Raw genomic sequence first — 22,720 nt, forward strand, 5'->3', positions numbered from 1 at the left:
CCTGCCACTAATATATCCTTAAGTCGTAACGGGCAAAGCCTCTCCATGCCCTGGGGCGGCGGCCTTAATGGCCCAATTCTGCAAATGGCTGACCTCACCGGAGATGATCAACCTGAAATCATTACCCTGGACCGCAGCAGCCAGGCTATGATGGTATTCAGCCACGAAAACAATCAGTGGGTGGCCCGGCCAGACCTGCTCTGCCTGCTGCCGGGCCACCTCTCCAACTGGTTTATAATGGAAGATTACGATGGAGATGGCGCAAAAGATATTTTTACTTTCACCCCTGCCGGCATCCGGGTATTTCGCCAGATTACGGCTCCGAACCAGCCGGTAGCATGGGAGCTGGCATCTGAAGTTTTAAACTACGAGGGCAGCAATGGTATGGTAAACCTCCTGGTGAACAGCGGCGATGTACCTGCCATTAAAGATGTGGATGGCGATGGAGACCTGGACATACTGGCCTACGACCCTTCGGGTGGAGGCGGGCTGGAATATTACCGCAATACCAGTGTAGAGGAAAACGGCTCCCCTGGTGCCCTAACATTTGTAGAGGAAAGCAGGCGCTGGGGTGGCCTGGGCGAGTGCGAGTGCGGCGTGTTTGCCTACAATAACGAGTCCTGCCCGAATAATGAAGGAGCCCGGCAACTTCATGCCGGCGGCAAATCATTACTCCTCTACGATGTGGACGGCGATGGAGATTACGATCTGCTAAACGGCTTCGAAGAATGCCGGGAGCTCTATTACCTTGAAAATAGGGGAACCAATACTGCACCTGTATTCGAAAGCTACCTCACTTTTCTTCCCGGAAGCGCAGAACAACCAAATTGGTTATACCCCGCGGCTTTTTCCTTTAAAACACAGGAGCAAAACGGCCTGCTCATCAGTACCCAAACGCACGGCCATCATTCAGAAACCAACTTTAGCGAATCGCTATGGCTCTTTGCCAGCAGCACACAGGGAGACTCCTCCGTCTATAAACTGCAAACCAAAGCTTTTCTGCAGGAAGAAATGCTGGACGTAGGGCAGATGGCTGTCCCTGCCTTTTTAGATACCGATGCTGATGGTGACCTGGATATGCTGATAGGGACCAATGGCGCTCACCAGGAAGATGGGTTTTATGGCTCTCTCCAGCTGTATGAGAACACCGGTAGCACCAACAGCCCTGCCTTTGAGCTAGCGAATGATAATTACCTGGAGTTGACGAGCCTGCGCTTCCAACACCTCCTCCCACAGATACTGGATTTTAATATGGATGGACAGCAGGACATATTGCTCACTGCCACCGACACAGAAAATTACCAGCGTGCCACATTCCTTTTCCTGAACCAATCCGCAGCCGGAGAAGCTCCTCAGTATTCCACTGAGCAAATGCAGCAGCTCCCACTGAACCTGAGCTCACTGGACAACCCCTTCTTTTACGATATTAGTGGAGACGGACTAACAGATGTTCTTTCAGGCAGCTTCGATGGCAGCCTCCATTACTACCTCAATACAGGTACTGCAAGCGCTCCAGCTTTTGCACTGCAAACAAAATCGTACCTGGGGTTTGGCCTGGATAATTACCGCCGCCCTTTAGTCCCTTCCGTAGGCGATATCAGTGGCAACGGACAACCCGACCTGCTACTGGCCGATGGCAGCGGAGAGTTGCGCCTTATCACAGACTTTCTACAACAATCTCCCAATGGAACACCGGAGCCTGTTTCCGTTTCGGGCTGCACCGGGCCGGACAGTTATGCTTCTGCATTGGGAAAGAAAAGCTGGCCGGTGGTGGCCCCTCTTCAGGAGAACATGAAACCAATGCTGGCAATTGGCAACCTTCAGGGTGGAATACTGTTATTAGAGCAGGAAGGGCCATTGGCTATCCCGGAGGAACAGGATCTTACCCTGCTGGTCTATCCGAACCCTTTGAGTCGCCAGAAAGGAGCATTTGCTGTACGCAGCAGTGTCCCGGCCATCATTCGCCTAATAAGCCTTCAGGGTCAATTGATTCGGCAGACCCGTGTATTGCCCCAGCAGGATGCTACTGTACTCGTGGAAGGTCTGACAGCGGGTTTATACCTCATTCAGGCCGAAAGTAAACTTGGGACGCAGAGCCGCCCTTTAATCATTGTGGAATGACCGATTGCATTGTACTCATCCAAATCAAAGAAACTGCTGTCGAGGATAATCCAGAACCGCAGCTTCTCCGGAAGCTTCAGCAGGACCTCCCTGATCTGACGACTTTCCATTTTGATAATTTTTCGGAGGAGAGTATCCGGCTGTATGCACTTGACCTTATCAGGCAGAGCCGGAAGGTAGCCATTGTTGTGCAGTTAAAAACGACAGAGGGACCTACTTCAGGCATTGAACAATTCTTTAAGCAACTGCAGGCACTAAAGCATCCGCAGGTACTGTTTGTGCAGGAAGGGATTGTGGAAACGGAAGCAGCACTTCACCGGGTAATGCAGCAAATAGGTGGTCCACAGTTCGAAGAGGCCGCCACAGACCTGGAAACCACCCAGTACATCCTCAAGTTCCTGCAGTCACCATAAGATAAGGGCTATTTCTGAATAGTAAAGCGGTCCGCATCGAGCTGAGCAGGGAATTTTTCGCGATAGTTCAGCAAGGCCTCTTTGCTTAAAGTAATGGTATGGATGGAAGGCTGCTCTTCGGCAAAAAACAGCCGCTGCCCTTTTGGGTCAACTACTGCAGAACAGCCGTTATAGGCGATGCCATTTCCATCAGTGCCCACCCGGTTAAGCCCGGCTACATAGCAGAGATTCTCCACTGCCCGCGCCTGCAGCAGTACATTCCATGCGTTGACTCTTGCCTGCGGCCAGTTTGCCACGTACAGGAGCAAATCATAATCTAACTCCCCTTCTGCATTGATGTTACGGCTCCAAACCGGGAAGCGAAGGTCGTAACACACCAGCGGACATACACGCCAGCCTTTCAATTCCCGAACAAGTCGATTCTTCCCCATGCTGTAATGGTGATGTTCATCGGCCATACGAAAGAGGTGGCGTTTATCATAAGTAGCGTACTGCCCGTCGGGCTCCATCCAAAGCAGGCGGTTATAGTATTTCCCCTCTTCCTTTACAATAAAACTTCCGACGACTACAGCTTTACTTTGCGCCGCCTGTTGCTTCATCCAGCGGAAGGTTTTGCTGTTCATGGGTTCGGCAAGCTGCTCGGCAGCCATGCTAAAGCCGGTATTAAACATTTCAGGCAGCATAATCAGGTCGGGCTTACCGCTGATTTGCCAGATCTTTTCTTCGAACTGGGCAAGGTTGGCCTCTACCTCCTGCCAGTGCAGGGGACTTTGAATAAGACTAATGGTTAAATCCTGCATAAGATGTCGGCTGCTTGTTGGAGAGTTTCTTCATTCTTGGCAAAGCAGAAGCGAAGAAGGCGCTGGTCCTGCCCCTGCTCATAAAATACGGATACAGGAATACTGGCCACGCCTTTCTCACGGGTCAGCCATTCGGCCATCTCCACATCCGGTTTATCCGAAATATCGGCATACGAATACAGCTGAAAATAAGTGCCCGAGCAGGGAATTGGCCGAAAGCGGGATTTCTCCATCAGCCGAAGAAAGACATCCCGCTTTTGCTGGTAAAACCGGGGCAGACTTTCGTAATGCTGTGGCTCCTGCAGGTAATCGGCCAGTGCCAGCTGCGTAGGTGTATGCGTGCTAAAGGTAAGATACTGGTGTACTTTGCGGATTTCCTTCATCAGCAGCGGAGGCGCCACTACATAACCTGTTTTCCAGCCCGTGGCATGAAAAGTCTTACCGAAGGAATAAACGGCTGCCGCATATTTTCGAAGCTCGGGGAAGCGCAGTATACTTTGGTGCTCCTGTTCGTCGAAAATAATATGCTCATACACCTCGTCCGACAGTACCCAAAACCGGTGCTTCTTTACCAGCTCCTGCAGGCGCTCCATATCTTCCTGCTGCCAAACCGCTCCTGTTGGGTTGTGTGGCGTATTAAGCACCAGCAGGCGTGTTTTTGGACTAACCGCAGCTTCAATGGCTTCCCAGTCCGGTGCAAACGTTTTGCTATCCAGTGGCACCCGCTTTACAATTGCCCCCTGCAGCTCGGCCGCGGGCACATAGGAATCATATGCCGGGTCCAGCACAATTACCTCATCTCCCTCATGCACAAGGGCGGCTATCACTGCAAAGAGGGCCTCCGTAGCCCCTGAGCTTACGGTTATTTCCTCCTCAGGATTAACCTGGATGCCAAAGGTACGCTCCAGCTTGGCTGCTATGGCTTTGCGCAGTGCCGGCATACCGGGCATTGGGGCATACTGATTCATTCCCTCCCGCATATAATGAGCGACGCGATCTATCAATTCTTCTGAAACAGGAAAATCCGGAAACCCCTGGGAGAGATTAATCGCCCCTACTTCATGGGCCATCTTCGACATCTTTGTAAAAATGGTCGTTCCTACATCGGGCAATTTGCTTTGGATTGAAAGGGAATCAGTAACTGGCATAAAAAAGTTTTGAGAAGTATAAGCAATCGTTTCAAATTTAACAAACATGGCCTGTGGCTGTTCAAAATTTCGGTAAATGAAGGTTTCTTGCAAAAGAGGTTGGCAAACTGTAGCTTTGAGACTTCCTATCTTTTTTTTCAGCTTTTTCGTAGCTCCAGCTTTTATGCAAAAAGAAGATTTTCAGATAGAAGTAGAGGGTATTCAGCTGCAGGCCAGAAGCCTTATGCTTTCGGCCCCTTCAGCTTCCTTACGTCCTACACTTGTTTTCCTGCACGACTCCCTCGGCTGTATTGAACTGTGGCGCGATTTCCCTGGAAAGCTGGCAGAGGCAACTGGCTGCAATGCCTTTATCTACGACCGACAGGGTTATGGACAGTCTGCACCTGCCGAGGCAGTGATAAGAAGCAAGGGTTACCTGGAAAAGGAGGCTCATGTATTGGCAAAAGTGCTACACATAGCAGGAATTGAGAAGGCAATTCTTTTCGGACACAGCGATGGCGGCTCTATTGCGCTGGTGGCGGCAGCAGAATATCCTGAATTGATTAGTGGCATTATTACAGAAGGGGCCCATGTGTTTGTGGAGGAAATTACCCTATCCGGCATTCGCGAAGCGGTAAAAGCTTATGAAACCACTTCTCTCCCCCAAAAGCTTGCCAAATACCATTGCGACAAAGCAGAATGGGTTTTCCATGCCTGGACCGACACCTGGCTATCTCCGGATTTTCGAAACTGGAATATTGAGCAGTATTTACCTAATGTACAATGCCCGCTAATGGTAATACAGGGCGAGGCAGATGAATATGGCAGTTATCAGCAGGTCGAGGCCATTGTGCGGAAGGTTTCTGGAGATGCAAAAGAACTAATGGTGGCCGGCGCCGGCCATACGCCCCATAAAGAGGCTGGGGAACTTACCTCCAGTCACATAACAACATTCGTTCGTGAAATAGTAGGATAAAATTAATAGAATAGTAATCTTTGCTTTCAATTCCATCACTCTCCCAGCATGAAAGCACTTTACATCCTTCTTGTTCTCTTTCTTTATTCAGGAACTAATGTTCTCCACGCCCAAACTGGCGAATATAATATGCCTGACAGGCCCCTGCATGGTATTAAGGCTGGCCTGGTGGGCGCCTGGTATACTTTCGAAACAAAATTTGCCCGGCAAACGACCCTCAATATAGAGGCAGGGTTGGGGGTTGATTTTGGTCAAGGAAGTATGATTTTTATCGATGGAGATTTATGGTACGTGCTTGTGCCTACCTTAAAGGTGGAACCTCGCTGGTACTATAATCTTTTTAAGCGATTCCGGAAGGAAAAGAATATCAGCAACTACTCTGCCAACTATCTTGCCCTTAGTATTCAAGGCAACACCGAACCTGTGTTTTCTAATCTTGGTGCCTCTGGAACTCCCGCTCTGCGGATTATTCCTAAATGGGGCCTCCGCCGAAGCCTTGGTGATAATTTCATCTTCGAAACGGCCGTTGGCCTTGGCGTATACATTGCCGATATGCATGTGGCTGCCCCTGCACTGGGGCTGGATGTCAAATTCGGCTACATTTTTTGATGCCAGGGATCTTTTTGCTGCTGCAGATCAACCAGGCTATGCCTGTTGAATACTGCAAACCTTTTTGCAACTCCTGCCATAGCGGACGCCGCCTTTAACCTTGAGGAGTAGGAATAATTAGCTTGAAGCTTGAAGGATTATCCCACCTGGAAAGATGCCGCATCGGCAAGGGTCGGCCGCTGCCATTCGATTCATGACGGCAGCATGACAGCTTTAGGCGATCCTAAATAGCCCCTCCGTTCTGATTACCGCCAGCGGAGCCCTTTTTGTAGCAGGGACCACACCTACGCGCCCTACAGAGAGTATGGATAAATGGCCTGAACAAGCCGATAATGTTTATTATGAAAGATATTGTAATAAGCAGCTAAAATCATATATTTTATGAATATTTTAGTTTATCACTTTACATTTTTATGAAGCTCTTTCTCCTTTTCCTCTTGCTTTACACTTCCACTACTTTAAAGGCACAACCAACAGAGCGGGAAATTCCTGGCCGTCCTCTGCATGGAATAAAGGCTGGGATAATTGGATTATGGTACAGCTATGAGAAAAAAATTGACAGGCAAACGACCTTTAATTTGGAAGCAGGTTGGTACCTTACATTTGGCGGTGGTTACTATAACAACAGTAATGGAATTCCCATTTTTTTCCTAGCCCCAATATTTGAACCTGCCATAAGGCTGGAACCACGCTGGTACTACAACCTCCTGAAGCGCTACGAGAAGGGAAAAAACATTCAAAATTATTCCGCCAACTATCTTGCCCTGACAACAAAATTCGATTTACAGCCTTTTTTCTCCACTACTCCTCCTGCACTTCGGATAATTCCTAAATGGGGCAATCGCCGCCGGCTGGGTAACCATTTCATCTTTGAAACTGCCATAGGTGTTGGTGCATACATAGATCAGGATGTTGCATTCGGTTTACCAGGGCTCGATTTAAAGTTCGGCTATATTTTCTGAAGCCACTCAAATTTTAAACAATTGCAGGTCTTTAAAGGATTTTACAAATGGAAAGTTTCAGCTGATACCAAAGTTGTTAGAGCCGGAAAAGAGAGGAATGTAACCGGCCAATATAAACAGGATGAAGAGGGCGGTACTCTGCCGAAACTACTACTATTATTTCGGTATGCTTTAGAGTAATTAAAAAGCCCTGCGGGACATCATCCTGCAGGGCTCTTTCTATTTATTGCTTAACCGGACTGGATTAACCGATTTGTACGCGCTTGAATTTAGATACCGTCATACCTTTGCTTACGCTATCAAGATATTTGGCAACGGTCATTCCATTGTCTTTTACGAAAGGCTGCTCCAGCAGAGTATTTTCTTTGTAGAACTTATTCAGTTTACCCTGAGCAATCTTGTCGATCATTTCTTCCGGCTTACCTTCGGCACGAGCCTGTTCACGACCAATTTCCATTTCGCGCTGAATGGTAGATTCGTCAACACCTGACTTGTCTACAGCTACAGGGCTCATGGCTGCAATTTGCATGGCCACGTCTTTACCCGCGACCTCATAATCGCCGCCAACATTGGCAAGGGCTACCAATACACCAAGTTTATTATTGGCGTGGATATAAGGCTCCACTTTTTCACCGCTAATACGCTCGTAAGCAAGGATTTCAATCTTCTCACCGATTTTACCCACCAGGTCCACGATGTTATCGTTTACTGTGCGGCCGTTGTTCAACTTAAGGTCTTTCAGCTCAGTGATATTCGCCGGCTTATTTTCTACAGCTGCCTTCAGTATGTCCTGGCCAAGCGTCTGGAACTCCTCGTTTTTACCAACGAAGTCCGTTTCGCAACCAATGGCTATGAGGGTACCTTCAGTAGCATCGGCATTGGTCTGCACGAAAATTGAGCCTTCTGAAGTCTCTCTGTCGGAGCGGGAAGCAGAAACTTTCTGGCCTTTTTTACGCAGGATGTCCACCGCTGCTTCAAAGTCGCCGTTCGCCTCGGTCAGTGCCTTCTTGCAGTCCATCATACCGGCACCGGTCATTTGTCTTAATTTGTTTACGTCTTGTGCTGTAATAGCCATTTGGAAAGTATTTAAGGTCAGATGAAAAATTTAGGTCATTTAAAAAGAAGCCCGTTCTCCATCAGTTGCCCGGGCTAAACAAAAATTGAACACCCTTAAAAGTAGTGTTCAATTTTTGTAACTGTTGTATCTATAGAAAGTTTGTGTTATTCTGTTGCTGCTTCGCCTGTATCAACGCTGCGCTTTGCATCTTCCTCTTCTTTCAGCTTCGCTTCTTCCTTATCCTGCTTGCGCTCCATCATGGCTTCCTCAATGGCTTTGCCAAATGTCTTCACAATCAGGGAAATAGATTTAAAAGCATCGTCGTTAGCAGGTATTGGATACTCTATTTGAGTAGGATCAGAGTTGGTGTCTACCATTGCAAATACCGGAATGTTCAGCTTCTGGGCTTCTTTTACGGCAATGTGCTCACGCTTAATGTCCACAATGAACAATGCAGCAGGCAGGCGGCTCTGGTCGGCTATACCACCAAGGATGTTCTCCAGCTTCTCTTTCTCACGGGTAATCATTAAACGCTCGCGCTTTGCAAGGTTTGTGTATGACTCCTCTTTCATCATCTTCTCAATGCCGGACATCTTCTTCAACGACTTACGAATAGTCGCGAAGTTGGTAAGCATACCACCTAACCAGCGCTCGGTCACATAAGGCATTTTCAGCCTTTTTGCTTCTTCCGTTACAATGTCCTGAGCCTGTTTTTTGGTAGCAACAAACATTACTTTTTTACCTGACCGTACGATCTGCTTGATAGCATTGGATGCTTCTTCGAGGCTAGCAAGCGTTTTATTAAGGTCGATAATATGGATACCGTTCTTCTCCATGAAGATGTACGGCGCCATTTTTGGGTTCCACTTTCTCGTCAAGTGTCCGAAATGAACACCAGCATCCAGTAAGTCTTTATAATTGATTTCAGCCATTATAAAATATTTTCAAAAAAGATATAAATCTTAACGTTTAGAGAACTGGAATCTTCTACGTGCTTTGCGGCGACCGTATTTTTTCCGTTCAACCATGCGTGGGTCACGGGTAAGGAAACCTTCCTTCTTAAGAGGCGGGCGGTTTTCTGCATCGTTCTCTACGAGTGCGCGGGCAATGGCAAGGCGAATTGCTTCTGCTTGTCCTCTGATGCCGCCACCGTCTACATTTACCGTAATGTCATAGCTGCCACCCTGGTCGATAAGGCTTAACGGCTGCTTTACGATAGTTTGCATTACCTCGGTAGGGAAGTACACTTTCAGGTCTTTGTTGTTGACTGTAATGTTACCCTTACCACTCTGCATGTATAAGCGGGCTACAGAAGTTTTGCGTCTTCCTATAGTATTTACAACGTCCATTATAATAAGTTTAGAGTGTTACTTCTTTAGGCTGTTGTGCATCATGCGGATGTTCAGCACCTACATATACATGCAGATTACGGAATAAAGCACGTCCTAAGCGGTTCTTAGGAAGCATACCTTTTACGGCGCTCTCTACAATGCCCGCAGGGTTTTTGTCCATCAACTGACGAGGCGTTGTAAAACGCTGTCCGCCCGGGTAGCCCGTGTGACGTACATAAACTTTGTCGTTCATTTTCTTGCCCGTAAGGCGAATTTTTTCTGCATTGATGATGATGACATTGTCACCACAGTCAACATGCGGCGTATATCCCGGCTTGTGTTTGCCACGGATACGCTTAGCTACTTCGCTGGCGAATCTACCAAGAATCATATTCGTAGCGTCTACGATGACCCATTCCTTTTCGACAGTAGCTTTGTTCTGTGAAACTGTTTTATAACTTAAAGTATCCACGTTGTTCGTTTAATTATATGATACAACAACCCCCTTCTTGCTTAAAAAGGGACACAAAGATAGAATTTTGTTTTTGAATTTGCAAAAGTAGCTGAATATATGTTAAAGTACTAATTTGCTGATGAGTTAATGTGCTATTTTAAGCACTCTCCTGCAGCACTCGCCTTTCCGAGGCAAAGCCTTTAATTCTCCCTTTACCTGTCGGGAGCCAATTCAGCATAATATTTTATTAGCAGATCAACTATTTTTCTCCAGCTGCTTAACGGCCACGGCAAAATCTTTTGGGTAAGGCGCCTGTATACTGAGCGGAGAGCCATCCAAATCGGCAAATCTAAGCTCATATGCATGCAGGGCCACCCGCTTTATGATAGGTAACTCTTCAGTATCCTTCTTCAAATTAAAGCGTCGCTTTAGCTTACTCAGCAGTAAAGGAGTTCCTCCATAAGTTTCATCGCAGCTGATAGGGGCCCCAAGCGCACTCAGGTGAATTCTGATCTGGTGCATTCGGCCGGTAACAGGCCTGCACTCTACCAGGGTATGCTGCCGGTAGGCCTGGAGGGTATTGAGGATGGTCTCAGCAGCCTTTCCTTCCAGCTTGTTTATCTGCACGATGCCATTCCCTACCTGTTTAATGGGGAGTTTTACCTGCTCATCCTTAAAATCGTGCAGGCCATCGGCAATAGCATGATACACCTTTTGCACCTGCCTTTTCTCGAACTGTACCGCCAGGTGCCGGTAAGCCTCCGGATGCTTGGCAAAAGCCAGCACTCCACTGGTTTCCTTGTCGAGCCGGTGATTCGCCTGCGCATCATCGGCATATTCACGCGCCATGGCCAGCATGTTCAAGGGGTCGTTCCTATCCTCCAGCGTAGCCACATGCGACGGCTTATTCACCAGAAGGTAGTGCTCGTTTTCGAACAGGATAATATCTTTAAAATCAGGTATTTTCATAAATGACGGGCAAAGGTGAAATAATTCCTTTAGTTAAACAAATGGAAGGCACCGCTTTTTGTTAAAACCCTCTTAAAACTCCTGGCTTTTAGCCACCGCCTTGCCTCTCTTTGCTAAATCAGGAAAAAAGATTTACTTGCGCCGGATTTGGCTCTTCCAGGCAATCAGGAGACGCAACACTGACGCTACTGCTCTCCCGAATATGTTCACCTGCCGCCATTAAACCTTTTTTAACCGGCTCAGTATAAACACAAAAGATGTTTACCTATACAAACGAACCATTGTGAATAAGGAATACACTTCCCCGCTGACAGATCATCCTTTTGAAAAAGCCTTCGAAGGACTGGCCGATGACCTTTCGGAGAAAGGCTATGGCACCATTGAGCACTTTTTGAGCCATGCAGAATTCATGCAGATTAAAGAGGTTGCTGATAACCACAAAGAAGAAGGTAACTTTAAAAAGGCCGGCATTGGCACTGCACAGGATTTCCAGATCGACAAGCAGATACGGGGGGACTATATCCGGTGGATTGACCCGGCCAAAGCCGCGGCAGCCACTCAGCTGTATGTTAACCGCATGCGCGAGCTGCTGCAGTACATCAATCGCACCTGTTTTTTAAGCCTGAAAGACGTGGAGCTGCATTACACCATGTATCCTGTAGGAACCGTTTACCAGCGACACCTCGACCAGTTTCGCCATGATGATCATCGCCGCCTTTCAGTTATCTGTTACCTGAACAAAGACTGGAAGCCAGAGCATGGCGGGCAGCTGAGACTTTATATTCCGCAGGAAGATGGAGGCGAAAAAACGGTAGACATTCTGCCATCCGGCGGTAAGCTGGCCTGCTTTCGAAGCGATTTAATCGAACACGAAGTTTTACCCGCTACGCGTGAACGTTACAGTCTTACCGGCTGGATGCTCGACCAGTACATTGATCTAACTTTTCTTTAAGCGCAAAAACATCTTCTGCTCCATATAGCGAAACCTTTGGGTCACCTACCTCTTCCGCTACAAAAATTGGGGATCCACAAGCTAGCTGGCAAATTTAGCTGTGAAGTTAGAAACGATAGCGAAACCGGATGGTACTGGCTCCCTGCAGGGTTTGACCAGGGCTAAGCGAAAGGTTTTCCACCTCTTTATGCAGGTGAGGCACAAGTATTCCTACCCCGGCCCCTATGGCATAGCCAATCAGGTTATCGCTCAGGAAATGCTTTCCGGCCCTCATTCTATAATAACCTACCAATGCAGGCACTGCCGCAGCTCCTGCCCATACATAAGGTTTTGCCGGGGAGTCGGGAAAGTAATCATTAAATACTTTGGCTGTAAAAAAGGTGGCCGCCGCAGTGGCAGTAATATGACCACCGTAAAATGAATTCTGGCTTTTATCATCCCGCCGAATCTCCATACTTGCCTCCGGGCTGTAAACATTGGGTCTTTTCCTGTTTACCCTTCCGTTTACCTGCGCAAACAACGCTCCCGTAATAGCCATGGTTTCGAGATACAACAGGCCTATTTGCCCTGCATCGGAGCGGGTCCTTTCGTCTGCCAGGAAAAGAAAAGGCAGACCAAAAGAGGCATAGAAAGGGATATCGCTGATTTGATTGGCCCTGGCCTCAGGCACATAGAAGTCAATCGCCCAGCGATCGAAAAAAGGAATATCGGCCCTGGCAGCCTCAGGGTTGGCATCCATCCATTGCAGCTCTTCTTCCGTTACTGCCTTCTTTTTCATCATTAACCTGAGCCCCCAGTAGCTCAAACCCACACCAGCCGCACTAATAGCACCATCGACCCAGCTGGTTTCGTAGGGCGATTGCCGAACAGGGCCATACTGCGCAAAAAGAGGCTGAGAAAGAATGCTGCTGATAACAAGGAGATAGAAGAACTTCATAAATCGAAAAAAACTGTTTTAGCTTCCAGCAATAACTATCAGTAATGGCTCTGTGTTTACGAATCTCCTATTATTGACTACACTTCTTTAATTAGCACCACAGCAATGCTTAAACTTTTCGCCACTACCGCAGGGGCAGAGATCATTCCTGCCCGTTTTACTTCCGTAAGGCTTGAGCAGCTCGCGGAAATTCTTTGGAAAACGTTTACGGGGGTTCTGGTTAAAAATTTTGGTTAACATGCGATACAGTTCCGGGTGCCGCTCCTGCAGTTTACCCGGCTTTTCAAAGAAATATTCCGATACCACTGCAAAAAATTCCGTTTCGCTGGTAGCTCCATAAGTATTGATGTTATTATCCCCTTTCTTAATTTCTTCAATTTTCTGGTACATCAGCTTGGCCCAGGGCTCTACGAGGTGGTCGGGCAGGCGGCTTTCGGGCACTCCGTCGGTGGAGCCATCCTGGCCGTCGATAAGGTGTGTAAACTCATGGATACCTACATTCTTGCGGTCGGCCATGTTTTTAAAACCCTGGATTAATGCTGACTTACTGAGGGTAACGGTATGGCTGCCACCCCTGGGCTTTACCTGTCCGGCCACAATATTAGTGTGGTCCCGGCCATCTTCCTTAAATTCATGGGTACTAACTGCTCCATCAGTCAGGTATATTTCGGCCAGGTTCGGATATTCCCAGTCCTTAAAACCCCAGACCGGAATTATAGCCGAGGCGGCTATCAGCACCCTGCTCTCTTCATCTACCCTGGTTTTAAGGCCAATGATTCGCTTTTCTGATAAAAAAACCTGCACTCCTCTTTCAAACCTCCGCTTTCCTTCCTCATCAAGCGTCAGGTAAAAACCTACCTGATCATGGAGTATTTTTCGCCATTCTGCCGGAAAATCTTTTTTAACCAGCTTCTTTCGCCGGCGTTCTTTACGCGTAGACCAGCGATAAAAAATAAAAACAAGCAGACCAATAAATAGCACAAAGGCAATTACTCCTTCCATATGATTGATTTAATTTCAGGCATATAGCCTCATAAAGGTGCTTAAACGTAAAAGGGCCGGAAAGTTTCGTTCCGGCCCTTCATTTTATTCGTCTTTATTCGTCTTTCTTTATCAACTCCTGCTTTTCCGCCGGTTTGGCAGCCACTTCCTTCTTCTTTTTCAACTTAAAGCTAAAGGTGCTTCCCTCTCCCACCACACTTTTTACCTCTACTCTGCTTTTGTGGGCCTCCAGAATATGCTTAACAATGGCCAGACCGAGACCAGTACCGCCACTCCCTTTGGAACGGCTTTTCTCAACCCTGTAAAAGCGTTCGAAAATACGGTTCAGGTGCTCCTGCGGAATGCCGCGCCCGTTGTCTGATACCGACACTTTTACCCTGTGGCGACCTTCTTCTACCTTTATCTCCACCCATGAAGGCTCCTCACTTTCCTCCTTCGAATATTTAATGGCATTGGAAATAAGGTTCATTATCACCTGGTGAATTCGCTGCTTATCGGCCCATACCCATAACTGTTCGGGCATATTTGCATCAAAGCGTAAGACTATCTCTTTTTTCTCTGCCTTCCCCTCTACCTGGTCGCAAACATCCCGGATAATACGAATAAGGTCGAAGTACACATAGTGCATTTTTATTTGCCCAATCTCCAGCTGCGACAGCGTCAGCAGGTCCTGCACCAGCAGGTCAAGCCCATCGAGGCTTTTGGCTGCTTTCTTCAAAAATTTAGTCCGGACAGTTTTATCTTTTACCGCTCCATCGAGCAGCGTATAGATATAGCCCTGGGCTGCAAAAATGGGTGTTTTTAGCTCGTGCGATACATCGGCCAGAAACTCCCGGCGGAAGGCAGCCATCCGCTTCAGCTCTTCAATTTCGCGCTGCTTATCAGAGGCATAGGAGTAAATTTCCTGATTAATACGTTTGAGCGGGTTAGAAGATGGGCCTGCTCCTTCATCGGTAAAGGCATATTCCTGCTCCCGTAGCTTATTCAGCACTTCGTAGATTCGGTTTATCTCCCGAAAAATAAAAAACTCAAGGGTAATGAAGGTAAGCAGGTAAGAAGAGCCAAAAGCCAGCATAAATGCCACCAAGAGTGCCATTTGCGACACCCCTTCTGTCAGCGATAAGAAAGCCGTTGTGATGGTGGCAATACATACCGCCAGCAGTATAGCAACGGCCCTGGCATTTAGCAGCATAAAATATTAGTCGTTAGTGATGAGTATGGAGTCATGTGCGAGTAGAGGTGAGAGAAGAGATAATGTTTAACACCCGCAACCTTAAACCCGAAACCGGCTGCAAGAGTATAAAGGCGTTTCCCCGGCTAATGACTCAAAACGAATTAATTCAGTTCGAACTTATACCCCACTCCTTTAACGGTGGTAATAAAACCTTCTCCAATTTTTTCACGAACCTTCCTGATATGCACATCTACGGTACGAGCCAGCACATACACATCAGAGCCCCAGATATTCTGCAAAAGATCATCGCGGCTAAAGACCTTTTGTGGATGCTGGGCCAGGAAGTACAGCAATTCAAACTCCTTTTTAGGCAGCACTACCTGCTGATCCTTAATACTGACGGTATAGCTATTCCGGTCAATAATTAAATCGCCTATGCTGATTTTGCTGCTACTCTTTTTCTTTTTCGATTCCCTCCTGAAAAGGGCACTGATCCGGCTCATGAGCGCCCGTGGCTTAATGGGCTTTACAATGTAATCATCGGCCCCCACTTCAAAAGCAGCTATTTCGGAATACTCTTCGGCGCGGGCTGTCAGGAAAATAACGTAGACATTCTGGAGCTCGGGAATTTCCCGGATTTGCCGGCAGGTTTCAACACCATCCTGTTCGGGCATCATAATATCGAGCAGGATAAGGTCCGGCAGAAAAGAGCGCGCTTCTTCGACCCCTTTACGGCCATTGGCAGCCACCCTTACGCCATAGCCTTCCTTTTCAAGATTGTACTGCAGAATTTCGAGGATGTCCGGTTCGTCGTCCACTACAAGAATTTTGTAGTTTTGCTTACTTCCCATTATTATCAGGATTTAGTGAACAAGCGCAGCATATCACTGCTTTCTGCCGGTTAAAATAAAACCTTTTTAAGGGCTATCAAAAAATAGGGTCTATATTAATTTTTATTTACACCGGCTTAATCATTTCTTAAACCATCGCCGGCCATTCACTACCTGCCCGGCCGGAATTCCTTAATATCGACCTCAACAGCTCCTACCAGCAAATTAGCACGAACCTTTAACGGAATTTTATACTGATCATCCGAAATCCAGACCTTTATGGGGTTTCCTCCCTCAAAAACCTCATTATCGGGCATAATAGGCTCCAGCACTACAGCCCGTTTCCTGCCCAGCCTGGTTTTTATCTTCTCCTTACCCAGGTAGCGAACCTTAAAGTCATAGATTTCTCCATCAAAGAAAGCGTCTACGGCAATAATCTGGCCCTCTTTCATTTTATCGTAATTAAGGGTACGAAGGTAGTAGTAGCCACTTACCATGTCCTGCACATTTTGGGGCACCTCGTACTCCTCCACTTCTACTAATTCACGGCTTTCTTTATGGAGTTTATTTAAGCGGGCCAGCCTTTGCTGTTGGTCGAAATCAACTATCCGGTTTCTTCGATAGCCCCCTTCTTTTATAAACTGATAAGATTTATGCGGAATAACAGCTGCCGTATCAAGAAAAGTCCCCCAGTTATTATCAATCGAAAAAAGACCGTCGGCCAGACCGGTGGTTTCGCCAAACACATCTATTCTGTAGCAGGGCCTGTCATTGAGGCGGTAAAGCTTATTATCGACCACCATGGTGGCTTCGCCGGCTGTTACAAACCCGTAGTGCACCCGGTACTTCATTACTTCGCCTTCGCCAAAAGACTCGAACGGAATAACACGGTAGTCCTTTTCAGCAGCGCCGGAAGAAAGGGTTATCAAAAGAAATAAAAATAAAATCAGCCTGTTCATACCTACACTCCAACAATTTGTATACCAGAAATCCTTTTTACCGCCCGAACTGCTCCTTATAATACTCGAGCAGTTGTTCAATATCTCCATCAAACTGCTCTTCGAATTGCTTCGCCAGAGCCTCCTGTTCACCACGGTACCTATCGTACGACATGAAAAGGGCGTTGTTTGGTTCTTTCTCTTCCAGATATTTTCGATAGCCGGAAGCATTTTCTATCGGCAAAGTATCTGTTTTGGCAATAATTTCATTAATAAGGTCCTGCTTGGCAGCCTCTTTTTCCGCTACCGGCATTCCTTCCGGAAAGCTTTCGTACAAGCGCCCCAGCTGCCGGAGCCCCCGCAGCATATGTTCACTAAACAGGTGGCGACCCCTGTAGTTTTCCTGATAGGTTTCCAGTAGTTCAGCATCAGGCCCCCATTTATGGGTAATAAAGCGCAAAGCCCCTTCATGCCCTACAAAAGTGGCGAGGTTCTCGTTGAAATCGAGCGAATCCTTCACGAAAATAGTAGCATGTGTCAGTTCATGTATAATGGTGTTAATGAGATTCCCATCCCCCCTGAACAGCATATTACTCAGGATAGGATCCTGAAACCAGCCGAGTGTGGACCAGGCTCCCACACTTCGCAAATAAGTGTCGTAACCCTCGGCAGCCAGCTCCGCCTGCTCCTTTAGTGCCCGTTCATAATCGAAATACCCTTTGTACGAAACCGTCCCTACCACCGGAAAAGTCCACTGTTTCTGTTTAAGGCTGTAAGGCTTAACAGCCGTAACCACCCACAAAATATCCTCTCCCTGCTGGTCGTATAAGGTGGTATAATTCTCCGATTCACTCACCCCTAAAGAGTCCACTGCAAAATCGCGCACCTCCTGCACCAGCAGTAATTTTTGTTTAAGACTATCGGGCACCTGCGGATCTTTCAGCACCTCCTCCACATCGCGGGCATTCCAAAGCACCTCAAACTGCCCTTTTCCCTGCATAATGCCATAGTTGATTAAAGGCCACTGCCACACAACAAGAATCACCATTACCAGTAAAAGACCTAATAAAACCCTGCGAATGATGCTCCTCATCGAAAACTTCTTTTCATATTCCTAACTTAAAAGTTATGCACTGCCAGCTACAAAAACATTAGTTTTAAACTTCCTGCCCCGCGCTCAAGTTACTCATCCTCCCCCTCTTCTACCCTTCCGCAAGAGCCAGACCTGCAGATTAACCTCAGCAATATTGCGGCCATAAAGCCAAATAACGAATATTTACGCTCATTCTTATCAAAATTCCAGCTGTTTTTGTTCCTCCAACGCCACCAACCCCACTTTGTGAGTGAAAGATGAGACAACAGGAAAATTTATTCAAGCATTTTGATCCTTCAGAAATGGCCTGCAGGAGTATTGCAGCAGCATCCTTAAAAAAGGCAGTGAAAAAGTTAAGCAAATAGTGGATATTAGTAAAATTTTTAGTAATTTCATGCCATCGTACAAAGTGCCAAAATTTCAGGAAAACCGCATTTTTTATACGAATATTTTTAGCAAAATAAGCTGAAATTAAGCAGTAATTCTGAAACTTTTAGTGCAGGAATATCCTTGTAATGAAGAACAGACAATTGCTCCCTTTAGCATATTGAGCATTGTTTTTAGCTAATTAATTTAGTTTTGTTTTCAGATTTCTTATTTATAATTCATGAGCGAAAATTCAGAAAAACTCAAAGCCCTCCAGCTTACCATTGATAAACTGGAAAAGACCTATGGCAAAGGTGCCGTTATGAAGTTAAGCGACGGTAAAGTCGTGGACGTACCGGCCATCCCTACCGGTTCTCTTGGGCTTGATATCGCCTTAGGCATTGGCGGAATTCCCAAAGGCCGTATTGTTGAAGTTTACGGTCCGGAATCGAGTGGTAAAACAACCCTCACCATGCACTGCATTGCCGAGGCACAAAAAGCAGGCGGTCTTGCCGCCTTTGTCGATGCCGAACACGCTTTCGACCGCGTATATGCCGAAAAGCTGGGAATCGACACAGAAAATCTGCTGATTTCTCAGCCCGACAACGGAGAGCAGGCTCTTGAAATTGCAGAGCACCTCATCCGCTCCGGCGCTATCGACATAATTGTTATCGACTCCGTGGCTGCTCTTGTACCAAAGGCAGAACTTGAAGGCGAAATGGGTGAAAGCAAAATGGGTTTACAGGCCCGCCTGATGAGCCAGGCCCTGCGTAAACTCACCGGTGCTATTAACAAAACCGGCTGTGCCTGCATCTTTATCAACCAGCTGCGTGAGAAAATTGGTGTAATGTTCGGTAATCCCGAAACTACTACCGGTGGTAACGCCCTTAAATTCTATGCCTCTGTCCGCCTTGACATCCGTCGGATAGGACAAATAAAGGAAGGTGCCGACAATGTAACCGGTAACCGTACCCGCGTGAAGGTGGTAAAAAACAAGGTAGCCCCTCCATTTAAGCAGGTAGAGTTCGACATCATGTACGGCGAAGGCATTTCTAAGGTAGGTGAAATTCTTGACATAGGCGTTGAGCTTGATATCATCAAGAAGGCCGGCTCCTGGTTCTCCTACAATGATAATAAACTCGGGCAGGGCCGCGATTCCGTTAAGCAGATTATTCAGGACAACCCTGAGCTAATGGAAGAGCTGGAGAAGAAGATCCGCGCCAAGATTAAAGGCGAAGACCTGGAAGAGCCTATTCCGGCTGCACAGTAATTCGAAGCAATTAGCTTTACCCGATTATTTACAGAAAATAAAATCCCCGACTGATTCTTCAGCCGGGGGTTTTACTTTAGAAGGGAGTCCTTCAGGTTTAAGCCATTCGAATAGCCGATACAGGGTCCATCTTAGCCGCTTTCCAGGCAGGAATGATGCCTGATACAATTCCAATGATAATGGCCAATCCCATTCCAATAGAAACATTGCCCAAGGTAAGCACCAGCTCCAGCGGACCCAGGGGCACAAAGGAAATCAGGTAAACCAACCCAAGGCCAACAAGCCCGCCAATCAGGCTCAGAAATACCGCTTCAAACAAAAACTGGAACAGGATAAAATAATTTTTAGCACCCAAAGATTTTTGAATGCCAATAATGCCCGTCCGCTCCCGCACCGAAACAAACATAATATTGGCAATACCAAATCCGCCGATAAGGATAGAGAAGCTGCCGATGATACCTCCCACCAGGGTAACGACACTAAAGATGCCACTCACAAAATCGGCAAACATCTGAGGCCGGTTAAGGGCAAAATTATCTTCTTCCCGCGGGCGCAGGCCCCGCCGCTGCCTCATTAATCCTTTTACCTCTGCCTCCACCTGCTCCAGGCCAGGATCATCCTCCCGGCCTTTTATTCCGATGGTGGCCCCTACACCATCGTAGGCCCCACTGTAATACATTTTTGTAAAGGAACGGAAGGGAACAAAGGCATTATCATCATTACTGGGGCCGTCCAGCAGGCTTTCTCCCTGGGCTTCCATTACCCCAATAATACGGTAACGCTGTCCCTTCACCTTCATTTCCTTACCAATGGCATTTCCCCTGGGAAAAAGCGCCTCTTCAATATTCTTACCAATTACGGCGACATTCGCCCCCCGCTCTGCTTCCTGGGGAGTAAAATAACGCCCTTTCTCTACCGGAATTTCCACCACCTGGTTATGATCAAAGGAAACACCAAATACATTTACCCCTGAAATGCTGTTGCTGGCATGCTTCATGGTGGTACGCCGGTTAGCGAATATACTTACGGCTACCGCCTCATCGACATTCTCATGCAAAAACTCATACTCTTCGTAAGTAGGCTGCGGTCGGCTGATGTATTTCCACCACTCGTAATTTTCGGTAAAAATCCAGGGCCATTTTTGCACATAAATTGTTTTATCCCCTAAAAAGCTCAGGCTCGATTTAATGCTCTGCTCGAGCGAATCGACAACGGTAAAAACGGCAATAATCGCAAAAATGCCAACGGTTACCCCCAGCAGCGATAAGGTAGTACGCAGCAAATTGCTCCGGATAGCATTCCAGGCAAAACGAAAACTTTCCAGAACTAATTTTATTACAATCACAGGGGAAATGTTTAAATGGCAAAGCTTAATAAATAGGACAAATTTAATGGTATATCAAAACAAATCACTAAATTTGCGAGCTTTAATATAGCATAACTTAGCATTGCTACACCCGAACCTCAGACGATAAATTTATCTATGAAATTATCAGAATTCAAATTCGATTTGCCCGCAGGTTTAATAGCGTTATATCCGGCAGAAAACAGGGATGAGTCGCGATTAATGGTTGTCCACAAAGACAGCGGGAAGATTGAACATAAGGTTTTTAAAGATGTTATTGACTATTTCGACGAAGGCGATGTACTGGTAACGAATAATACCAAGGTCTTCCCGGCCCGTTTGTATGGCAATAAAGAGAAAACAGGTGCAAAAATCGAGGTCTTTCTCCTTCGTGAGCTTAATAAGGAAATGCACCTCTGGGATGTACTGGTAGATCCCGCCAGAAAAATCCGCGTAGGCAATAAACTTTATTTTGGCGATGGAGAATTGGTGGCCGAGGTTATCGATAATACCACCTCCCGAGGCCGCACTATTCGCTTCCTGTTCGATGGCAGCGACGAGGAATTCTACAAAACAGTTGATTCTTTAGGCGAAACACCCCTACCGAAAGAGCTTAAGCGTAAAACGGAGCCTGAAGATCGGGAGCGCTTCCAGACGATTTATGCAGAACATACCGGTGCCGTAGCAGCCCCCACAGCCGGACTTCACTTTACGCAGCACCTTGTAAAGCGCATGGATCTGAAAGGAATTCATATGAAGCCAATTACCCTGCACGTTGGCCTGGGCACCTTCCGCCCGGTAGATGTGGAAGACCTGACCAAGCACAAGATGGACTCTGAAAACTTTATCGTGCCGGAAGGAACCGCACAGGTGGTTAATGAAGCATTAGACAATAAGCGCCGTGTTTGCGCCGTTGGCACTACCTCTATGCGGTCTCTGGAGTCTTCCGTATCGGCAGGCGGCCGCTTAAAAGCGACCGAAGGCTGGACTGACAAGTTCCTCTTCCCTCCGTACGAGTTCAAAATATGCAATGCTCTGGTTACCAACTTCCATATGCCGGAATCTACCCTGCTGATGGTCGCCTGTGCATTTGGCGGCTATGATCTTGTTATGAAGGCTTACCAGGAAGCGATTAAAGAAAAATACCGCTTCTTTACCTATGGCGATGCAATGTTAATCGTTTAAGCATTAAAATAAATTTTAAAGAGCTTCAGCCTATCCTGCTGAGGCTCTTTATTTTTTCACCCCTTTTCATCGGCAATTTTATGAGTTTTTCCGGCGCTACTTCTCAAATATCCCTCTATGCCCTTATTGTAGCAGGCGGAAGCGGTTCGCGAATGCAAAGCGATATCCCTAAACAGTTCCTACTGCTGGGCAATAAACCGGTTCTACTCCATACCATTGAAGCTTTTCACGCCATCAACCCGTCAATTCAGCTTGTGCTGGTACTCCCTGCAGCCGAAACTGGCCGCTGGAAGGAAATCAGGAAGGAATACGACATCAAGATTCCGCATGCCATCGTGGAAGGAGGGAACAGCCGCTTTCAGTCTGTACGCCAGGGACTGGCACTGGTTCCGCCCGAATCGCTGGTTGCGATACATGATGGTGTTCGCCCTTTCATACAAAAGGAAATGCTGGAGCAGGCGTATGCTACTGCCGCAGATAAAGGCGCTGCCATTACCACGGTTCCATTAAAAGAATCTATCCGGCGGATGTCGGAAGAGGGAAGCAAGGCAGAGAACCGCAGCAGCTTCTGCCTCGTGCAGACGCCCCAGGTCTTTCAGGCCCGCCTCATAAAAAAGGCTTACAGGCAGGAAGAAAGCAGGCACTTTACAGACTGTGCCAGCGTAGCCGAAGCAGCAGGAAGTAAAGTGTATCTGGTGGCGGGGAGTTATGATAATATAAAGATTACCAGCCCGGAAGATATGCTGCTGGCCGAAAGCCTCCTGAAAAGAAAAAAGCTGTAAAATCCCTCCGGGACCCTACAGCTTTGT

The 22,720-nt window shown here is 47.2% G+C and carries 23 protein-coding genes; 9 read left to right on the forward strand and 14 right to left on the reverse strand.

Annotated features, from left to right (window positions below; genetic code table 11):
- A partial coding sequence (locus F752_RS0116315) for a T9SS type A sorting domain-containing protein (protein WP_017732816.1) occupies positions 1–2,121 on the forward strand: 2,121 nt, incomplete at its 5' end.
- Positions 2,118–2,534, forward strand: coding sequence for a hypothetical protein (locus F752_RS0116320; RefSeq protein ID WP_017732817.1), 417 nt, complete (start codon positions 2,118–2,120; stop codon positions 2,532–2,534). The genes F752_RS0116315 and F752_RS0116320, both read left to right, overlap by 4 nt.
- 8 nt (positions 2,535–2,542) lie before the next feature.
- Here F752_RS0116320 and F752_RS0116325 read toward each other — a convergent pair whose 3' ends face one another.
- The gene (locus tag F752_RS0116325) at positions 2,543–3,334 is read right to left on the reverse strand and encodes an amidohydrolase (RefSeq protein ID WP_017732818.1); all 792 of its coding nucleotides are present in this window, start codon (positions 3,332–3,334) and stop codon (positions 2,543–2,545) included.
- Positions 3,322–4,530, reverse strand: coding sequence for a methionine aminotransferase (locus F752_RS0116330; RefSeq protein ID WP_086009476.1), 1,209 nt, complete (start codon positions 4,528–4,530; stop codon positions 3,322–3,324). Before F752_RS0116330 ends, F752_RS0116325 begins: the two co-directional genes overlap by 13 nt.
- Before the next feature lie 115 nt (positions 4,531–4,645).
- Between F752_RS0116330 and F752_RS0116335 the strand changes: the two genes are divergently transcribed.
- From F752_RS0116335 to F752_RS25490, 3 genes are all read left to right on the forward strand, one after another.
- Positions 4,646–5,437, forward strand: a complete 792-nt coding sequence (locus F752_RS0116335) for an alpha/beta fold hydrolase (protein ID WP_040664767.1) — start codon at positions 4,646–4,648, stop codon at positions 5,435–5,437.
- Between the two features lie 48 nt (positions 5,438–5,485).
- Positions 5,486–6,046 (forward strand): hypothetical protein, encoded by a 561-nt coding sequence (locus F752_RS25485; protein ID WP_017732821.1) that lies wholly within the window; start codon positions 5,486–5,488, stop codon positions 6,044–6,046.
- 413 nt (positions 6,047–6,459) lie between these two features.
- On the forward strand, positions 6,460–7,008 hold the full coding sequence (locus F752_RS25490) for a hypothetical protein (RefSeq protein ID WP_017732823.1): 549 nt from the start codon (positions 6,460–6,462) through the stop codon (positions 7,006–7,008).
- A 244-nt stretch (positions 7,009–7,252) separates the two neighbouring features.
- Here the strand turns inward: F752_RS25490 and tsf are convergent, their stop codons facing one another.
- From tsf to F752_RS0116380, 5 genes are all read right to left on the reverse strand, one after another.
- Complete coding sequence (gene tsf / locus F752_RS0116360) at positions 7,253–8,083, reverse strand: translation elongation factor Ts (RefSeq protein ID WP_026135793.1); 831 nt, start codon at positions 8,081–8,083, stop codon at positions 7,253–7,255.
- Between the two features lie 146 nt (positions 8,084–8,229).
- A complete protein-coding gene (rpsB, locus tag F752_RS0116365) occupies positions 8,230–8,997 on the reverse strand; it encodes a 30S ribosomal protein S2 (protein WP_017732826.1) in 768 nt (255 codons plus the stop codon).
- Positions 8,998–9,027: 30 nt separating this feature from the next.
- The gene (gene rpsI, locus F752_RS0116370) at positions 9,028–9,414 is read right to left on the reverse strand and encodes a 30S ribosomal protein S9 (protein ID WP_017732827.1); all 387 of its coding nucleotides are present in this window, start codon (positions 9,412–9,414) and stop codon (positions 9,028–9,030) included.
- A gap of 10 nt (positions 9,415–9,424) precedes the next feature.
- Positions 9,425–9,868, reverse strand: coding sequence for a 50S ribosomal protein L13 (gene rplM, locus F752_RS0116375; protein WP_017732828.1), 444 nt, complete (start codon positions 9,866–9,868; stop codon positions 9,425–9,427).
- A 237-nt stretch (positions 9,869–10,105) separates the two neighbouring features.
- Complete coding sequence (locus tag F752_RS0116380; protein ID WP_017732829.1) at positions 10,106–10,819, reverse strand: RluA family pseudouridine synthase; 714 nt, start codon at positions 10,817–10,819, stop codon at positions 10,106–10,108.
- 283 nt (positions 10,820–11,102) lie between these two features.
- Between F752_RS0116380 and F752_RS0116385 the strand changes: the two genes are divergently transcribed.
- Complete coding sequence (locus tag F752_RS0116385) at positions 11,103–11,771, forward strand: 2OG-Fe(II) oxygenase (RefSeq protein ID WP_017732830.1); 669 nt, start codon at positions 11,103–11,105, stop codon at positions 11,769–11,771.
- A 106-nt stretch (positions 11,772–11,877) separates the two neighbouring features.
- Here the strand turns inward: F752_RS0116385 and F752_RS24410 are convergent, their stop codons facing one another.
- The 6 genes from F752_RS24410 to F752_RS0116415 form a co-directional block, all read right to left on the reverse strand.
- Positions 11,878–12,708, reverse strand: coding sequence for a phosphatase PAP2 family protein (locus F752_RS24410; RefSeq protein ID WP_017732831.1), 831 nt, complete (start codon positions 12,706–12,708; stop codon positions 11,878–11,880).
- An 87-nt stretch (positions 12,709–12,795) separates the two neighbouring features.
- Positions 12,796–13,710, reverse strand: a complete 915-nt coding sequence (locus F752_RS0116395; RefSeq protein ID WP_017732832.1) for a M90 family metallopeptidase — start codon at positions 13,708–13,710, stop codon at positions 12,796–12,798.
- A gap of 94 nt (positions 13,711–13,804) precedes the next feature.
- Positions 13,805–14,902, reverse strand: coding sequence for a sensor histidine kinase (locus F752_RS0116400; protein WP_017732833.1), 1,098 nt, complete (start codon positions 14,900–14,902; stop codon positions 13,805–13,807).
- A gap of 143 nt (positions 14,903–15,045) precedes the next feature.
- Positions 15,046–15,735, reverse strand: a complete 690-nt coding sequence (locus tag F752_RS0116405) for a response regulator transcription factor (protein ID WP_017732834.1) — start codon at positions 15,733–15,735, stop codon at positions 15,046–15,048.
- A 149-nt stretch (positions 15,736–15,884) separates the two neighbouring features.
- Entirely contained in the window at positions 15,885–16,673 is a 789-nt protein-coding gene (locus tag F752_RS0116410; RefSeq protein WP_017732835.1) for a DUF3108 domain-containing protein, read from the reverse strand.
- 37 nt (positions 16,674–16,710) lie between these two features.
- Positions 16,711–17,745, reverse strand: coding sequence for an aminopeptidase (locus F752_RS0116415; protein WP_017732836.1), 1,035 nt, complete (start codon positions 17,743–17,745; stop codon positions 16,711–16,713).
- A gap of 607 nt (positions 17,746–18,352) precedes the next feature.
- Here F752_RS0116415 and recA point away from each other — a divergent pair.
- Positions 18,353–19,381, forward strand: a complete 1,029-nt coding sequence (gene recA / locus F752_RS0116425; RefSeq protein ID WP_017732838.1) for a recombinase RecA — start codon at positions 18,353–18,355, stop codon at positions 19,379–19,381.
- 97 nt (positions 19,382–19,478) lie between these two features.
- Here recA and F752_RS0116430 read toward each other — a convergent pair whose 3' ends face one another.
- The gene (locus F752_RS0116430; RefSeq protein WP_017732839.1) at positions 19,479–20,726 is read right to left on the reverse strand and encodes an ABC transporter permease; all 1,248 of its coding nucleotides are present in this window, start codon (positions 20,724–20,726) and stop codon (positions 19,479–19,481) included.
- Between the two features lie 138 nt (positions 20,727–20,864).
- On the opposite strand from F752_RS0116430, the gene queA reads away from it, so the two are divergent.
- On the forward strand, positions 20,865–21,911 hold the full coding sequence (queA, locus tag F752_RS0116435) for a tRNA preQ1(34) S-adenosylmethionine ribosyltransferase-isomerase QueA (RefSeq protein ID WP_026135796.1): 1,047 nt from the start codon (positions 20,865–20,867) through the stop codon (positions 21,909–21,911).
- A gap of 80 nt (positions 21,912–21,991) precedes the next feature.
- Positions 21,992–22,693 (forward strand): 2-C-methyl-D-erythritol 4-phosphate cytidylyltransferase, encoded by a 702-nt coding sequence (locus tag F752_RS0116440; protein ID WP_051049913.1) that lies wholly within the window; start codon positions 21,992–21,994, stop codon positions 22,691–22,693.
- The last annotated feature ends 27 nt before the right edge of the window (positions 22,694–22,720 follow it).

Origin of the sequence: Nafulsella turpanensis ZLM-10, assembly GCF_000346615.1 — a bacterium.
Taxonomy (GTDB): domain Bacteria; phylum Bacteroidota; class Bacteroidia; order Cytophagales; family Cyclobacteriaceae; genus Nafulsella; species Nafulsella turpanensis.

Coding starts and splice junctions, on each gene's coding strand:
- tsf (WP_026135793.1), bottom strand. CDS start 8,083: ATGGCTATTACAGCACAAGACGTAAACAAATTAAGACAAATGACCGGT.
- queA (WP_026135796.1), top strand. CDS start 20,865: ATGAAATTATCAGAATTCAAATTCGATTTGCCCGCAGGTTTAATAGCG.
- recA (WP_017732838.1), top strand. CDS start 18,353: ATGAGCGAAAATTCAGAAAAACTCAAAGCCCTCCAGCTTACCATTGAT.
- F752_RS25485 (WP_017732821.1), top strand. CDS start 5,486: ATGAAAGCACTTTACATCCTTCTTGTTCTCTTTCTTTATTCAGGAACT.
- F752_RS0116395 (WP_017732832.1), bottom strand. CDS start 13,710: ATGGAAGGAGTAATTGCCTTTGTGCTATTTATTGGTCTGCTTGTTTTT.
- F752_RS0116320 (WP_017732817.1), top strand. CDS start 2,118: ATGACCGATTGCATTGTACTCATCCAAATCAAAGAAACTGCTGTCGAG.
- F752_RS0116410 (WP_017732835.1), bottom strand. CDS start 16,673: ATGAACAGGCTGATTTTATTTTTATTTCTTTTGATAACCCTTTCTTCC.
- F752_RS0116400 (WP_017732833.1), bottom strand. CDS start 14,902: ATGCTGCTAAATGCCAGGGCCGTTGCTATACTGCTGGCGGTATGTATT.
- F752_RS0116330 (WP_086009476.1), bottom strand. CDS start 4,530: ATGTTTGTTAAATTTGAAACGATTGCTTATACTTCTCAAAACTTTTTT.
- rpsI (WP_017732827.1), bottom strand. CDS start 9,414: ATGGACGTTGTAAATACTATAGGAAGACGCAAAACTTCTGTAGCCCGC.
- F752_RS0116335 (WP_040664767.1), top strand. CDS start 4,646: ATGCAAAAAGAAGATTTTCAGATAGAAGTAGAGGGTATTCAGCTGCAG.
- rpsB (WP_017732826.1), bottom strand. CDS start 8,997: ATGGCTGAAATCAATTATAAAGACTTACTGGATGCTGGTGTTCATTTC.
- F752_RS0116415 (WP_017732836.1), bottom strand. CDS start 17,745: ATGAGGAGCATCATTCGCAGGGTTTTATTAGGTCTTTTACTGGTAATG.
- F752_RS0116405 (WP_017732834.1), bottom strand. CDS start 15,735: ATGGGAAGTAAGCAAAACTACAAAATTCTTGTAGTGGACGACGAACCG.
- F752_RS25490 (WP_017732823.1), top strand. CDS start 6,460: ATGAAGCTCTTTCTCCTTTTCCTCTTGCTTTACACTTCCACTACTTTA.
- F752_RS0116325 (WP_017732818.1), bottom strand. CDS start 3,334: ATGCAGGATTTAACCATTAGTCTTATTCAAAGTCCCCTGCACTGGCAG.
- F752_RS0116440 (WP_051049913.1), top strand. CDS start 21,992: ATGAGTTTTTCCGGCGCTACTTCTCAAATATCCCTCTATGCCCTTATT.
- F752_RS0116380 (WP_017732829.1), bottom strand. CDS start 10,819: ATGAAAATACCTGATTTTAAAGATATTATCCTGTTCGAAAACGAGCAC.
- F752_RS24410 (WP_017732831.1), bottom strand. CDS start 12,708: ATGAAGTTCTTCTATCTCCTTGTTATCAGCAGCATTCTTTCTCAGCCT.